The organism is Paenibacillus sp. J22P15, from assembly GCF_056269345.1.
This window is the reverse complement of sequence record NZ_JBWDNT010000002.1, coordinates 418,545-433,414: the sequence shown is the minus strand read 5'-3', so window position 1 is coordinate 433,414 and position 14,870 is coordinate 418,545. Positions and strand designations below refer to the sequence as shown.

At 51.4% G+C, this 14,870-nt stretch carries 12 protein-coding genes; 4 read left to right on the top strand and 8 right to left on the bottom strand.

All coding sequences use genetic code 11. From position 1 onward, the window contains the following. Positions 1 to 7 precede the first annotated feature (7 nt). The 7 genes from AC0YN6_RS06570 to AC0YN6_RS06540 all read right to left on the bottom strand — a co-directional run bounded on the left by AC0YN6_RS06570 (position 8) and on the right by AC0YN6_RS06540 (position 9,061). Complete coding sequence (locus AC0YN6_RS06570) at positions 8 to 1,789, bottom strand: IucA/IucC family protein (protein WP_475745841.1); 1,782 nt, start codon at positions 1,787 to 1,789, stop codon at positions 8 to 10. Beyond that, the gene (locus tag AC0YN6_RS06565; protein WP_475745840.1) at positions 1,761 to 3,446 is read right to left on the bottom strand and encodes an IucA/IucC family protein; all 1,686 of its coding nucleotides are present in this window, start codon (positions 3,444 to 3,446) and stop codon (positions 1,761 to 1,763) included. Before AC0YN6_RS06565 ends, AC0YN6_RS06570 begins: the two co-directional genes overlap by 29 nt. Next, the gene (locus AC0YN6_RS06560; protein ID WP_475745839.1) at positions 3,436 to 4,857 is read right to left on the bottom strand and encodes an MFS transporter; all 1,422 of its coding nucleotides are present in this window, start codon (positions 4,855 to 4,857) and stop codon (positions 3,436 to 3,438) included. The genes AC0YN6_RS06565 and AC0YN6_RS06560 overlap by 11 nt, the downstream gene beginning before the upstream one ends. Next, positions 4,851 to 6,209, bottom strand: a complete 1,359-nt coding sequence (locus AC0YN6_RS06555) for a diaminobutyrate--2-oxoglutarate transaminase (protein WP_475745838.1) — start codon at positions 6,207 to 6,209, stop codon at positions 4,851 to 4,853. The genes AC0YN6_RS06560 and AC0YN6_RS06555 overlap by 7 nt, the downstream gene beginning before the upstream one ends. A gap of 17 nt (positions 6,210 to 6,226) precedes the next feature. After that, positions 6,227 to 7,222, bottom strand: a complete 996-nt coding sequence (locus AC0YN6_RS06550; protein ID WP_475745837.1) for a hypothetical protein — start codon at positions 7,220 to 7,222, stop codon at positions 6,227 to 6,229. Positions 7,223 to 7,462: 240 nt separating this feature from the next. Further along, complete coding sequence (locus AC0YN6_RS06545) at positions 7,463 to 8,251, bottom strand: IucA/IucC family C-terminal-domain containing protein (RefSeq protein WP_475745836.1); 789 nt, start codon at positions 8,249 to 8,251, stop codon at positions 7,463 to 7,465. 18 nt (positions 8,252 to 8,269) lie between these two features. After that, complete coding sequence (locus AC0YN6_RS06540; protein WP_475745835.1) at positions 8,270 to 9,061, bottom strand: ABC transporter ATP-binding protein; 792 nt, start codon at positions 9,059 to 9,061, stop codon at positions 8,270 to 8,272. A 164-nt stretch (positions 9,062 to 9,225) separates the two neighbouring features. Here AC0YN6_RS06540 and AC0YN6_RS06535 point away from each other — a divergent pair, with 164 nt between their 5' ends. The 4 genes from AC0YN6_RS06535 to AC0YN6_RS06520 all read left to right on the top strand — a co-directional run bounded on the left by AC0YN6_RS06535 (position 9,226) and on the right by AC0YN6_RS06520 (position 13,472). Then, positions 9,226 to 9,945 (top strand): hypothetical protein, encoded by a 720-nt coding sequence (locus tag AC0YN6_RS06535; protein WP_475745834.1) that lies wholly within the window; start codon positions 9,226 to 9,228, stop codon positions 9,943 to 9,945. Positions 9,946 to 10,065: 120 nt separating this feature from the next. Then, on the top strand, positions 10,066 to 11,337 hold the full coding sequence (locus AC0YN6_RS06530; protein WP_475745833.1) for a stalk domain-containing protein: 1,272 nt from the start codon (positions 10,066 to 10,068) through the stop codon (positions 11,335 to 11,337). Positions 11,338 to 11,421: 84 nt separating this feature from the next. Next, positions 11,422 to 12,435 carry a FecCD family ABC transporter permease gene (locus AC0YN6_RS06525; RefSeq protein ID WP_475745832.1) on the top strand — a complete coding sequence of 338 codons (1,014 nt, stop codon included), beginning with the start codon at positions 11,422 to 11,424 and terminating at the stop codon, positions 12,433 to 12,435. Then, positions 12,432 to 13,472, top strand: a complete 1,041-nt coding sequence (locus AC0YN6_RS06520) for a FecCD family ABC transporter permease (protein ID WP_475745831.1) — start codon at positions 12,432 to 12,434, stop codon at positions 13,470 to 13,472. The genes AC0YN6_RS06525 and AC0YN6_RS06520 overlap by 4 nt, the downstream gene beginning before the upstream one ends. 116 nt (positions 13,473 to 13,588) lie before the next feature. Here AC0YN6_RS06520 and fdhA read toward each other — a convergent pair whose 3' ends face one another. Next, on the bottom strand, positions 13,589 to 14,803 hold the full coding sequence (gene fdhA, locus AC0YN6_RS06515; protein ID WP_475745830.1) for a formaldehyde dehydrogenase, glutathione-independent: 1,215 nt from the start codon (positions 14,801 to 14,803) through the stop codon (positions 13,589 to 13,591). Positions 14,804 to 14,870: the final 67 nt, after the last annotated feature.

The following is a 14,870-nucleotide window of genomic DNA, read 5'->3' as shown; positions in this document are numbered from 1 at the left end:
TTCCTTCTCATTGAAAGGCATCCTTTGCCCGCTTCAGCGGGTTATTTGCCTTGCGGAAATACAATTCGCCGTCGCCGTAGATACGCCGCTTCGTCATCTCTTCAATGAGACCGTCTTCGGAGAAGAGATCGAACAGCTCGAACCGTTCCTTGTATTCCGGGTGATCGTTCTGATAGGTGAGGATCGTTTCCGTGCATTTGCGCCAGAAGTCCGTTTCACTGAGCCCAAATTTCTCGAGCGTGAAGCCGATTTCCGTCATGCAGATGAAGAAGAACGCATCATAGGTGTAATCTCTCACTTCCGAAGCCGTTTCCGCCTGAAGGAACGAGTAACGGTTGAATTTGCGATGCGTCTCCGGCTCAGGATGAAGCATCGGTGCCCACTCCGGATGTAGCAGCTGGCCAGGAACGTAGCGAACGCCGTCATGCAAGTCTTTTACGATGATTCGGGTCGGCAGCTCGTTCTCGAGGACGAGAATGATGTTCTGTGCATGGGATTCCAGCGCGATACCATGGGCGTACAGCAGATGGATGATCGGAAGCGTCACTGCTTTGATCAGCGCGGCGCTCCACGTTTCCACACCGTAACGATTTATCGCGGCCTGGATAAATGACTCTCCGTTTCGCTGCACGAGCGACACAGCGTTTAACGGCCAGGCTTCTTCTTGGGTCGTCAGGTAAGTGGATAAATTTTCACGATAAATGGCGCCAAGCGTCCCGTAGACCAATCCCTGCGCAATCGACGGCAGCGCTTCATATCGAAACGAGACGCCCATCACTTCCCTTAAAATTTGAAATCTCTCACGGCCGAGCAGCGCGTCGTTTTGGATAATCCGCTGCAGCCAGTTGCTGATCTTCGGAGCGTTCTGCGTCGTATGATGCGCGAGAATGCGGCTCGTCGACGTGTTGGTAATACTCAGCGCAAGTTTAATATAAGCGGCGCCTGCATCGTCCCGGCGGGATAACGTCCGAATCGACTGCTGCGCCCGATACGGGCTTTGCGACGCGCCTAGCAACACGATGTCTTTGTTCGTCAACTGCTGAACAAAGAGCGTGGGGATCCGATGCTCCGCTTGCCATGGATGCACGGGAATAAACACGTATCTCCCGGCATCGCAGCCTTTTGCTTCCAGTAAGCTATTGAACGTTTGTCTGTCTTCATCCGTCAGATGATTGATATTGATCGCCTCTGCAGCCGTCTCGTCCGAAACGGAGATATCCGCAAGCCTGTCATGAACCGCTACCCAATGCAGCGCGACGGCATGATTAAATTCCGGCCCATAGGCTTCGTTATCTGCCAGCGAAAATCCTATCCTCGACTTGTAGCTCGGATGATACGGATGCCCGTCCGCCATATGACTCTCTAGTGCTTCATAATGCCGATCTTGCTCCGGGACGCGCTCTGGCTGGGACGTCTTGACTTGATGATCCTTCGCCATCGTCTCGAGCAGCTCGCCCACGAACTGCATAACATACGCTCCATCTAAGCTGTTCGCAACGACCTCTTCGAGAAACCGGTAAAGATCGGCGCAAGGCTCCCCCTCTCTTCGGATGGAGTGTTTGACGAGCTTTACGCGGCCAAAAGACGCTTTCTCCTCCGCCAAGCACGAATAGGAGACCGTCGCCCCGTTCGTCGTTCTACCTGTAAACTGCCATACCTCTCCCTGTCGCAGGGCGTCAATAATTTGCTCGAACAGGAAAGCTTCTATCGTCTGTCGCATGATTCTCTCTACGACTTCATCCAAGGAGGTAATCTTCGCTTCATTTGACAAGCAGCTTGTTGATTCCATTCGCTTCACTCCCTATTGTCTTCATTGCATTGTTTACGGGCGCGTAAGACGGCGTCTCGCTGTTCCCTGCAAGGCAGCTGATTAAATTCCTCTTCGCATAAAACACATCCGCCGTCAGCAAGTGAAAAACGTATTCGTTCCCCGTTTCCGCATACGCTTCCGTCAAAACCTCCCGCACGATCGCCCACAACCACACTTCTTCCACCTGGACATCCCTAGCTATCGCGTGTATTAAAGAACCGAGATGGTTAACGATAAAGTAGTAGTCCGTACGCGCCCAGCATTGTTCTTTCTCATAAAAAAGAGGGCTTGTCACGTCCGCACTTGGCAAGGTCTTCTCCCTATTCACGCTAACGCCTTCCAAGTCTCGGATTACAAATGCATGCGGCATGCCGTCCTTGATCGTAAGCAAGGTATTCTGCAAATGTGCTTCGAAATGAATGCCATGCTCTTCCGCCGCGCGGACGATCGGCAGAAGGGAGATGCTGAGGTAACAGCGGAACCAGCTTTCGATGGGAACGCGCCGGTCGATCAACGCGAATAACCGGCAAGGCTCGCCCGGCACTGGTGCCTCGATTAGACTCGACAACACATAGGTTGACGCCACGTCGAATTCAACCCTGCGATACGCGACGGTCAATAATTTGGAAATATTCTCGTCATCGAAATGGCAGCCGCATACGCCTTCCTCATAAGCGATCCGCGTTGCCTCCTCGTCTCCGAAGCAGTTCCTCTGCAGCAGATAGTTCGACGCATCCAACGTTCGACGCATCTGCTCTCGGCTGTTGTTTCTTCTCAGATTGGTAATTTGAATGTTTAACGGCAGCTTGATGTTGCAAGCCATATCGGGAATATAGACGGTTCGCACCGAAGAAGTCGGATAGGCAATCGGGCCGTAGCTTCCCAACAGGGCGATCTTCTCTTCCCGAATATAGGCCTTCACTTCTTGAACCGTCTGCACATGTTCATACTGCCAAGGGTGGACCGGCAGCACACGGTATGCGTCCCTCTTCTCCCGAAGCACCTGTCTCGCTATCGCTTCGACGCTTCCGGGGAGTTCGACCCGACTGCTGCCAAGCACCCATTCCTCCAGATAGACATCTTCTCTCACAGCCAAATAGCACAATGGAAAGGAAGCACGAAGTTCCGGACTAAATCTTCTCGCTTCCTCCTCGGTGAATCCTATCGTATTCTTCGGAAAAGGGTGAAAGGGGTGCCCGTAGATCAAGGATTGTTCGGAGGACAAGTAGTCCTGAACCGGATAGCCGGCCGAATGCTCTAAGTAGAAAACCATGTTCCGGCAGCTGTTGCCGACCTTCTCCGCCAAATCATCGGTCCGTTCGAGCACGATTGACGGATCACGATGGCGAAGCTCCTCAGCGATATAGCGAACCAAGGAGCTATAGTCCAACTGACGTCCGCCATTCGTGTAAAAATCTAAATATTCGTGCTCGCCTATTGCCGAATAATATGCAAGCTTGCCCGAAATCGCAGCGCTGCTCGCCGGGAACGAGACTGCATACGTCCGGTTAGCAGGGTGAAGCGTTATCCCGCTGGCGGGTTGTTCGCCAAACTCCCGGATATAACAATTCAACAACGTTTTGCATGCATGCGCGTTGGCATGTTCGCGGATTCCCGTCCGTACGTTATTTTCCATGTCCGATAACCGCACCTGCCCTCTTTTTATTTATCATAAATACAAGCGGCAACGTCAGGACCATCAAGATGCCCAACACGATGCACTCCTCTTGTAACGTTATCCATTTCGCGCGCGCTGCCGTCTCTCCCGACCGGGCGATCATCTGCCACCGGAAGTCATAAAATACAGCCAGCAGCATAACTGCAAACGAAGAAGCCAGACGTTGGATCGTATTGGACAGCGCAGAGCCTTCGTGCAGGTCCTCTTCAGGCAACGCTTGAAGGCCGATCGCCGTCATCGTCATATCGGACAATCCATTGCCGATGCCCCTTAACGCCATCAGACAAATCACGAGAATGAGCGAGACGCCCGCCGGTACGAACGCAAAAGACAACACGGACGCCGCGACAAATACGATGCCATATGCGATGAATGTCAAGGATTTTCCCGCGTCGAGCCAATTGCCGCCTACCCAGACGAACAGGCTCGTGAAAACGGCTGTCGGAATAAACAAGGCACCCGCTACGAATGGCGACAGATGAAGAACGTCTTGAAAGATCAGCGGCATGACGAAGATGACGCCGAACATGACCGCATCCTGCACCGTCGAGATCAGCAGCGCAACCGTGAAAACGGGGCTGCGGCGCAGCAGCCCGTATCGGATCAAAGGTTCTTCCTGGGCTTTCTCATTCCGAATAAAGCCAATCAGCATCAGGACGCCTGCCAGAAACAGCAGGCATGTGACCGCCTTTGGAACGGCGGAATTGGATACGAATTGAATGCTCAGGCTAATTGCTGCAAGACTGGCCACAATCATCACAATACTTTGAAAGCGGATGGTTTTCCTGTTGGCCGGCCGATAGGATTGAATCTGCGTGCAGCACAGCACGAATGAGATCAGAGCGAATGGAACGTTCATCCAGAAAAGCTGTTCCAGCTCTCCGAATTGCATGATGAAGCCGCCGAGCGTCGGACCGATCGCGGGTGCGATCGTCAGCAGCATTCCCCAAATTCCGACTACCCTCCCCCTCGTTTCTTGTCCGTAATAATCGAATAACAGTACAAGGGAAAGGGGGATCATCAACCCCGCGGCCACGCCATGCATGACGCGCACGATCAACACGACCTCCACGTAGCGGTGAAACAGCCCGCCCAAAATGGAGAACAATCCGTATAATCCGATTCCCGCAATATACGTCCATTTGCGGCCAAGACGATCCACGATAAGCGATGTCAGAGGCATCGTAATTGTCATCGCCAACATATAAAGAATGATGATCCACCCGCTTAACGCAGTCGAAATCCCGTACGTTTGGACAAAGCTCGGCAGCAGCGTATTGAATGCGCTGTTCGTCAGCACCAAGGAGAAGGCGCCGATAAGAATCGCGAGCAGCACGGAATGCTTCTTCACCTGGGCGAAAATCAGCATGTAGATTTCGCCGTCTCTACCGCTTCCATCACCGATTTCTCGAAAATCGAAAGCACTTCTGCCGTTTCTCGCTCCGTGATTGTCAGCGGCGGCAAGAACCGCATGACGGCCGAGCGGCGACCGCCCACTTCAATGATCAGACCATTCTTGAAGCATCTTTCTTGAATCCTGGCTGCCAGTTCACCGCTCTGCGGATAATGCCCGAGCCGGTCCTTGCGTCCGCGGGGATCGACGATTTCGACGCCGATCATGAGGCCTCTGCCGCGTACGTCGCCTATTTCCTCAACCTTCTCCTGCAAGTGATCAAGCGCGTTGAAAAACTGATCGCTGCGCGCTCTCACATTTGCAAGCACGCCATATTCCTGTATGTATTTCAATGTTGCGAGCCCCGTTGCCATGCCCAGCTGGTTCCCACGGAACGTCCCCGTATGAGCCCCTGGCTTCCATTGATCTAATTCCTCCTTGTAAATCACGACCGACATCGGCAAGCTGCCGCCGATCGCTTTCGAGCATACGATGATGTCCGGCACGATTCCTGCATGCTCGAAAGAGAACATCGTTCCGGTTCGGCCGATTCCAGTCTGCACCTCGTCTACGATCAACGGAATTCCTCTCTCGGCGGTGATGCGGCGCAATTCTCTCAGCCATTCGATATCGGCCGGAATTGCGCCGCCTTCCCCTTGTACAGTCTCGACGATCACGCCGCAGGGAGCCGCGATGCCGCTTTCGCAATCATCCAGCAGATTCTCGATATACTGCGCGCTGATACGAGCCGTCATCCCTTCTCCAACCCCGAACGGGCAGCGATATTCGTAGGGAAAAGGCAGAAAATGTACATCCGGCAATAAGCTTTGCAAATGCTGCTTCTTGCTCAGGTTGCCGCTCATCGCCATCGTCGCTTGGGTCGAACCGTGATAGCCGCCTTGAAATGCTAGAATAGATTTGCCCTTGGTCGCGTTTTTGGCGAGCTTGATCGCCGCTTCCACTCCGTCTGCGCCGGTCGGGCCACAAAATTGAATTTTGGTTGTATTCCTTAACTGCTCGGGCAGAATCGAGAAAATCTCTTGCATGAACGCCAGCTTCAGCGGTGTGGCCAGATCCAGTGTATGCAGAGGAATTTGCTTCGCCAGTACATCCTTAATAGCCGCGATGATCACTTCGTGGTTGTGGCCTAGCGCCAATGTTCCCGCACCTGCCAAGCAATCGTAATAAGATTTGCCATCCGTGTCGGTGATCAGTATACCTTTCGCTTTGTCGATGACAAGCGGAAAGTGACGCGGATACGACTGGGCATTTGACTCCTTCTCGTTCTGCAGCTCTAGATAGGTCTTCCCTACGCTCACCGATATCATTATCGATCGCTCCTTTATTACTCGAATAGGTATTGCAAATAAATTTTGACCACGTCTGAACAATCCCCTAGGAAGAAGATGTGGGGATCGATCATATCTGGCAAAGCATTTACCTCCAAAATCCCTCCATTCTCATCGTCCAACGGACGGCCGATATCCTTGCAGCGGATATCTACGCCGGCGACGTCGACATGCAATGCCTTAGCGGCCTCAATTGCAATATCGATATTTGTCCGGCATATTTCAGCGGATCGGTCTGTCACCACTTCGCTGATGTCGTTCGCCGCTATATTCCCTCTTGCAAATAGCTCTACCCGCGTCCCTTTCTCAACAACCTCATGAACGCTCTTGCCCTGCTCCCGCAAATGGAGGAGTACAATATCCGATTCGGCGTCAATCGGCTGGAACGAACCGACCGTTCCTGCGGCGTTTCGCTTAAGCTGCTGCTCATTCAATCCGTTAATAAGCTGCCCGACCGTCGAACGGTCATCACCTTCGACGAACGCGGGCCGGTACTCCAAGACGCCAACCGCTTTGCCCGCGATGACCAAAACCCGATAATCACAGCCCTCCACGTAGCGCTGAATCATGACGCTCTCGCTGTGAAGACGCGCCGTCCGAATCGCTTGATCCAAGCCTTCCTCGCACCGAACGCCCAGCGTCACGCCAATGCTTCTGTTCAAGTCCAGCGGCTTCACCGTGACTAGACGATGCGCACATAAGAAGCGCGAAGCATCTTCACTCATTTCAGAGACGACGATATATGCCGGAACCGGCAGCCCTCGTCTTCGCAGGAGAAGATTGGTCGCCTCTTTATTCTTGGCCAGCAATCCCGCCATTAGCGGCATTTTGTGCGATCTGGTCTTGTTGATAATGATGCTCTTGCCTTCATAAGATAGCTCCAGAAAATCTTCGTTTCCAGGAATCAGCGGCTTACAGGTGATTCCCAATTCTAAAGCTTTGCTCATAATGAGTTTGTTCTGCGGGTTCTGAACCTGATCCTCCTGTTTCAAAGCCACCCTCCCAGACGACAAGCGAAACGTAGTGTTATGCTTTTGTCGCTTTTATTTGATAATGATAATCAATATCATTTTGCTTGTTTATCATAAGAGAAAGCGTTCGTTATTGTCAATATTTATAATTTCATGAGTTTTCTTGCACTCTTGTAGATTGTTGTGGAGACTGGGATATATCCGAGGTGAGACAGATTTATAGGGGGGTTATACCTTCGAAACAACAGTATCGATAGGCGGTTAACCTCCTATCGATACCAGTTCGTGTTTTATTTTAGGACAGGTTGCGCAATAATCGTTAGGCTCATCCGAGGCCTGATAGTATAAACAACAGGTTTTACGAATGCGGATAGGCGTTTCCGAAGCGCAGGTAACGACTTTGGGGCTATTGAATTTGGTAAGCGGATTTTTCGTTTCACCGAATAGATGCGCTGGGGCTGCGGTACACAAATAGTTATAGTCAGCTTGAATTCGCGCTTGCTGGACCGGGCTGGCACCTTCGACAAATTTGTTCTCGTACAGCCAGTATACGTAGATCGCCGTATTTTCCCATAGAACAGAGATCGAGATCGAGGCTGATTTGGACATGGCGCGCCAGGCTTTGGCCAGATTGTCGGCGAACACATTGCGAATTACAAGGTCTCGCCATTCGTCGCGGCCGCCCTCCTCGGGCTGAGAGACATTCCAATTGGCCAAGCGTACCTTTGGCAGCCAGGCCTCGCCTTGATGATAGGATTCAACATGGCAGTTCCCAATTGAATAGTCCAGGCTTTTGTCATACCGGCTCATGGCGTAAAGGCTGGATGCAAGAATCAAGAAGCTGTATCTCTTGGCGAACAGCGAGGCGTTCGCCTTACTGGATGTCGCTTCGAAAATGCTGGCAACCTTCTCTAGATAAACCAGGCTTTTGTCTCGATTTAGCAGGTCGATCGCTGGGATAGAGTACCATCTGTCCACCGAAGGCTCCAGAGCCAAGCGGTGATCCTTTATCAACGCGTCGATTTCTTCAGGCGTATACTGAAACGGCATCGCTTTTCCCTCGTTTGCTTAGATTTTTCTGCCCTTGCCATACGGCACGCAAAACGGCGTTCCGTACAACGGGTCTTGGATCACGCTTGACTTCATCTGGAAGACGGCTTCAATCATGCCCGCTGTCACAACTTCTTCCGGTGGGCCCATGGCGTACACTTCTTGATCCTGGATAGCTACGATATGGTGCGCGTAACGGCAGGCTAGATTAATGTCATGAAGAACCATAACAATCGTTCGCCCTTCACGCTCATGAAGCGAATAGAGCAGATCAAGCACCTCGATCTGGTGCGTCAGATCCAAATATGTCGTAGGCTCATCAAGCAGCAAGATAGTCGTGTCCTGCGCCAGAACCATCGCAATCCAAGCGCGCTGCCGCTGTCCACCGGACAGCGAATCTACCTGCCGCTCGGCCAGCTCCGTCAAACCGGTCGTCTCAAGCGCCCGGGTTACTTGCATCTCGTCCTCCTTGGTCCACTGCTGCAACCAGCTCTGGTACGGATACCTCCCCTGCTTGACGAGTTGAAACACTGTCAGTCCTTCCGGCGCCGAAGGAGCCTGCGGCAGCAACGCCATCCTCTTCGCGACTTCAATCGTGGGAAGCGCCGCAATAGACTGTCCTTCGAGCAGCACATTGCCATTCTGCGGTTTGAGCAGCCGAGCCATCGTGCGCAGAAGCGTGGATTTGCCGCAGCCATTGCTGCCGATCAACACAGTGACTTTCCCCTTGGTGATCGACAGCTGCAATTCCCGAAATATATATTGATCGCCATAGCCTATCGACAAGTCTTTTGCTTCCAGAGCATTCACTCGGCACTCCTCCTTTATTTACCATAAATCTTAATCGCTAGGTAAGGCGATGTCAATGATATTGATAGTCATTATTAATTAGTTATTGAAATTGGTCGGTATTTCCACTAGAATACGTTTGAAGTCAGAAAGCGACGAATCATATAACATGGGAGGAACTTTACTTGAAACTTACTTTTACAATCGCCATCGTAACAGCGCTGTGCCTGATGACGGCCTGCAGCTCTTCACCGTCATCGAACCGTTACATAGAGAAAGGGGCTCAGCCTGCGAGCGAGGAAACTGCAAACGACCAGACCGAGCAGACCATTCAACCAGAGCAGACGCCAAGTGAGCAGAACGCCGAGACGAATCAATTGAACCAAGACACGCCTGTCGCTGAAACACAAGCCGCAGCGGCAACGACAACCGAGACCCCGAAAAAGGAATCCACGTCAACAACCAAACCTGCAGTTAAGCCTGTTAAGCCCCCGAAGCCGCAGGAAGCGAGGAAAGACAATGCTTCTATCGGCAAAGCCGTTACCGATTCCATTATGGATAAAGATAAAGATAAAGATATAGCCGCAGTTAATGACCCGGAAACTCAAGCGTTAAAAACATCCATCCCGAGCATCCGCGAGCTCATCAAAGACCTGAAGCAGCAAGCTGAGAGCGGCGACGTGAAAAAAATTGCAGAAGTCTCCTCTCAAATCTCGAAGAGTTGGGACAGCATGAAATCGGACGTCGAAGCCTCCCATCCTGATATGCTTAAATTTTTGCAAGAAAAAATCGACAAATTAAATGAGCTGCAAGCCGCTGAAACGCTCGACACGACCGCAATTTTACAGCTGGACTACGAACTGTATCAAGCCTTTCGACAACTAGCCGACAAGGCGGGCATTTAAAAGGAATATCATTTTTTGGTAAATTATTCTTGACAAGCATGAGAGTAATGATCTAATTTAATTGATAGTGATAATTATTATCATCATAACATACTCTTGAAAGGTGGATTTCCGTTTCCCATGGTTAAACCAACGCTCCGAATAATCGCTTTATGTCTCTCTTTCTTGCTTGCCATCGTCTCCATCCCATTCGCTGCAACAGCGGCCGCTGCGCCGATCAAAGTTGTGCTCGACGGCAAGCAGCTCAGCTTCGATGTTCAGCCTCAGGTCATTAATGGAACCACGATGGTCCCCTACTCCGTAATTACATCCAAATTTGGCGCTACCTTAAACCTGAATTCGAAGACGAAACAGCTCAAAGTCACGCGGGGCAATACGACCGTGGAATTAACTATTAATAGCAATAAAGCAATCGTTAACGGGAAAGCCGTTAAGCTTCCCGTCAATGTCATCGAGAAGAACGGCCGCACGCTCGTGCCTCTCCGTTTCCTCGGCGAAGCGTTCAGCTTGTGGGTCAACTGGAACGCCGGCACACGTACGGTTAATATCGATACGAAACGCACGATTAATCATGCTCTAGGCCAAACGTCACTCACGTCCGTTCCAAAGCGTGTCGTCGTCTTGTTTAACGGCATGGTTGATATCTCGCTTACATTGGGCGTCAAGCCTGTCGGCGCGGTTGAATCGTGGGTGCAAGCTCCTTGGTATCACTACCTGCGCGCGGATATGGCCGGCGTCAAAAACCTCGGCAGCGAGCTGCAGCCTAATATGGAGGCCATCGTCGCCTTGAAGCCGGATTTGATTATCGGAGCGAAGCCTCGCCATGAGAAAATCTACAGCCAATTGTCCAAAATCGCACCTACCATAATGGTTGACCAACTATTCGAATGGAAAACGAACATGGACATTGTCTCCAAAGCATTCAATAAAGAAGACAAAGCCACTTCTTTCATGAACGATTGGAACAAACGTGTAGCGGAATTCAAAGCCAAAGTCGGTGACCGAAACGCCGAGGTATCGATCGTCCGCTTCTATGATGACAATTCCGCTCGTATCTACATTACCGGATTTGCAGGTTCCATCCTGGAAGAGCTCGGTTTGAAACGGCCGAAATCTCAGCAATCGCCAGACAAAGTGTTCATCGATCTTGATTCGCAGGAGCAGATCCCGCTCATCAACGGCGATATCATCTTTGACATTACGTCCAGCAACGGCGGTGGGGACGAGTTCAAAACGCAGGCTGAATGGCAGAAGAATCCACTATGGAACAATCTCAAAGCAGTAAAAAATAAAAAGTATTACAAAGTTAACGACATTACCTGGAACATGTCCGGCGGCGCTACCGCGGCGAAAATGATGCTGGATGATCTGTTCTTCTACTTCGATATTTAAACGATGAAATATAAATGGCGACACAAGGAAGAATGGGCCGAAACGGTCCATTCTTCCTCGCGTCGCGGGAATGGAGCGGCGTTCATGGAAAGGTTGTTCACTGGAAACCTCGCTAAGAGCTCCGGTCTTGTGCTCGGCTTGCTCGTCTTGATTGCTTGCTTGTTCACCAGCTTGGCATTTGGCATCACGATGATCAGTTGGAGCGACGTGTACCATTCTTTCACGCTATATGACGAGACATCAGACGCGCAAATCATCGTACAAACTTCACGCGTACCGAGAGCGTTTACCGCGGCCGTCATCGGTGCCAGCTTGGCCGTTGCCGGTTCGCTGATTCAAGGATTGACGAGAAACCCGCTCGCCGATCCCAATATTCTTGGAATCAATTATGGTGCATCTTTCGCCATCGTATTCGCCGTCACCCAGCTATCTGTCTCCTCGCTGCCGGTATTGACTGGCATTTCCTTCGTGGGCGCTGCAATTGCCGCCATCGCAGTGTACCTGCTGGGATCGGTCGGCCGCGACGGATTGACGCCGCTTAAGATCATTTTGGCGGGAGCCGCGCTGAGCGCCCTTTTCTCTTCGTTCACACAAGGGATGCTCGTTCTCGACGAGCAGGGGTTAAACCAGGTTATGTTCTGGCTGGCCGGATCAGTTGCGGGCAGATCGCTTGACATGCTGAAGAGCGTGCTGCCGATTATGGCAGCAGGATGGATCGGGGCGCTCTGGATCGCAAGGCATATGAACGTGCTGACGATGGGGGAAGATACGGCGCAAGGCCTCGGACAGCGAACGGTGTTCATCAAGCTGGCCGCCGGCCTGATCATCGTTGCGCTTGCTGGCAGCTCCGTAGCGGTGGCAGGTCCCGTCGGCTTCATCGCGCTCATTGTGCCTACGATCGCCCGCTTGTTCTCCGGCAATGATTACCGCTGGAATATTCCTTACAGCGCGATTCTCGGGGCGATTCTCGTGCTCGCAGCCGACGTCGCGGCACGCTTCGTCATCCAGCCGGAAGAGCTTCCTGTCGGCATTATGACCGCGATCATCGGCATTCCAGCCTTTATCGCGATCGCCAGAAAGGGGATTGTCAAGAAGTGAAACCCCATATGCACATCCGCTTCGAGCGAATCCCGGTTTCTTTTTTCATTCAGAAGAAAACAATCATGCTTACAATCGTGCTTGCGGCTGCCTCCGTTGTCCTCTTCCTGCTAAGCGCTTCGCTTGGGGATGTACGCATTCATCCTTTGGATGCCATCCGCGTGATTCTTGGAAACGGCACCGAAGAACAGCGGCTTATCGTTCATACGCTTCGTCTCCCCCGTATCGTTGCCGCGTTTCTCGTCGGAGCCGCACTTGCCGTCGCCGGGTCGATTTTGCAAGGAGTTATTCGCAACCCGCTCGCTTCCCCCGACATCATCGGCATTACGAGCGGCGCTTCCCTTGCGGCAGTTGCTTTCATCAGCTTTTTGGCGGGGACGGTCAGCATCGCCTGGCTGCCGATTGCCGCGATAGCTGGCGCGGGCATCACCTCCCTACTGATCTATTTGCTCGCATGGAAGAAAGGCGTGACGGCGATCCGTCTCGTACTCGTCGGAATCGGTATCAACTTCCTGTTCGGCTCGATCACCAAAGTCATACTGATCAAAAGCCCGGAGTTTACCGCTTCGCAGGCCTACGTGTGGCTGACGGGTACGGTGTACGGTACCGATTGGAGCATTGTGGGAATGATCCTGCCGTGGCTGGTCGTCTTCATCCCTCTCGCATTCGTATTCGCCCGGAACATCAACGTGATTCAGCTCGGGGACGATGTCGCGGCAAGCGCGGGAAGCGCCGTACAGCGGCAGCGCTTTACGCTGCTTATGATTAGCGTTGCGCTCGCCGGAGCCGCCGTATCGGTAGGCGGGGCGATCTCGTTCGTCGGACTCATTACGCCTCATATGACACGCAAGCTGGTCGGTCCATCGTATGGCGGTATGCTGCCTGTGTCGGCCCTAATCGGCGGGTTGATCGTCGTCGCGGCGGATACGGTCGCAAGGACGGCATTTTTGCCGTACGACATCCCGGTCGGCGTGTTCACTGCCGGCGTCGGTGCTCCGTTCTTCATTTATTTGCTTTATCGCAATCGAAATTCATAAACGAATTGGCATTCATACAAAAGGGGCAGGGAATCATCGACTTCAGTCGACGTTTCCCTGCCCCTTTGAACGTAATATTTATAGATGATGTTAATCCGATCTAGATAAAGACAACATTATTTAACGAGTCCATGAGGATCAATAACAAATTTCCGGGAAACGCCGCGATCAAAATCCTGATACGCTTTTGGAGCATCATTTAATGATATAAGTGTGGCATTCACGGCTTTAGCAATTTGTGCACGTCCGCTCATGATCGCCATCATTAATTCTCTGTTGTATTTCATAACTGGCGTTTGGCCTGTTACAAACGTGTGGGACTTAGCCCAACCAAGACCAAAACGAATTTTCAATGTTCCAATTTTCGAATCCTCATCCACAGCGCCCGGATCCCCTGTTACATAAAGTCCCGGAATTCCTAAGCTGCCGCCTGCACGAGTAACTTCCATAATAGAGTTCAATACAGTTGCTGGCGCTTCGCCATGCCCCTTCCCATGCCCATGTGCTTCAAATCCAACACAATCTATCGCACAATCTACTTCTGGAGATCCCAAAATTTGATCAATTTGTCCGGCCAAATCACCGTTCTCACGAAGATTAATCGTCTCACAGCCAAAGCTTTTCGCTTGGGCAAGACGCTCTGCATTTAAATCACCGACGATAACAACCGCTGCCCCTAGCAATTGAGCGGAGTGCGCTGCGGCAAGACCTACCGGGCCTGCACCGGCAACATATACCGTTGAACCCGGGCGAACCCCAGCACTAACCGCACCATGGTAACCTGTTGGGAAAATATCGGAGAGCATCGTTAAATCAAGAATCTTTTCCATTGCTTTCTCTTTATCTGGGAACTTCAATAACTGAAAGTCTGCGTATGGAACCATGACATATTCGGATTGTCCGCCAACCCATCCACCCATATCCACATAACCATAAGCAGAACCAGGACGATCTGGATTAACATTTAAACATATATTTGTATTCCGTTCTCTACAACTGCGACAACGTCCGCAAGCAATATTGAAAGGAACAGAGACCAAGTCACCCTTTTTAATAAACTCGACATCACGCCCCACTTCAATAACTTCACCTGTTATCTCATGGCCTAAGATAAGTCCGGATGGAGCTGTTGTCCTTCCTCTAACCATGTGCTGATCGCTTCCGCATATATTGGTTGTAATGACTTTCAGAATAACCCCATGCTCACATTTGCGTCCTACATTTAAAGGATTGACACCCGGCCCATCCTTCAACACCAAGTCTGGATAAGCTGTGTCTCGTACCTCAACAATTCCCGGTTTACTATAAACAACTGCCTTATTTCCAGACATGCTATCATCTCCATTTACTAGTTTATTGAAACTAAAGTTTACCTACTTTATCAGCTTCTATGACTAG

Coding starts and splice junctions, on each gene's coding strand:
- AC0YN6_RS06570 (WP_475745841.1), bottom strand. CDS start 1,789: ATGGAATCAACAAGCTGCTTGTCAAATGAAGCGAAGATTACCTCCTTG.
- AC0YN6_RS06565 (WP_475745840.1), bottom strand. CDS start 3,446: ATGGAAAATAACGTACGGACGGGAATCCGCGAACATGCCAACGCGCAT.
- AC0YN6_RS06560 (WP_475745839.1), bottom strand. CDS start 4,857: ATGCTGATTTTCGCCCAGGTGAAGAAGCATTCCGTGCTGCTCGCGATT.
- AC0YN6_RS06555 (WP_475745838.1), bottom strand. CDS start 6,209: ATGATATCGGTGAGCGTAGGGAAGACCTATCTAGAGCTGCAGAACGAG.
- AC0YN6_RS06545 (WP_475745836.1), bottom strand. CDS start 8,251: ATGCCGTTTCAGTATACGCCTGAAGAAATCGACGCGTTGATAAAGGAT.
- AC0YN6_RS06530 (WP_475745833.1), top strand. CDS start 10,066: ATGGTTAAACCAACGCTCCGAATAATCGCTTTATGTCTCTCTTTCTTG.
- AC0YN6_RS06525 (WP_475745832.1), top strand. CDS start 11,422: ATGGAAAGGTTGTTCACTGGAAACCTCGCTAAGAGCTCCGGTCTTGTG.
- fdhA (WP_475745830.1), bottom strand. CDS start 14,803: ATGTCTGGAAATAAGGCAGTTGTTTATAGTAAACCGGGAATTGTTGAG.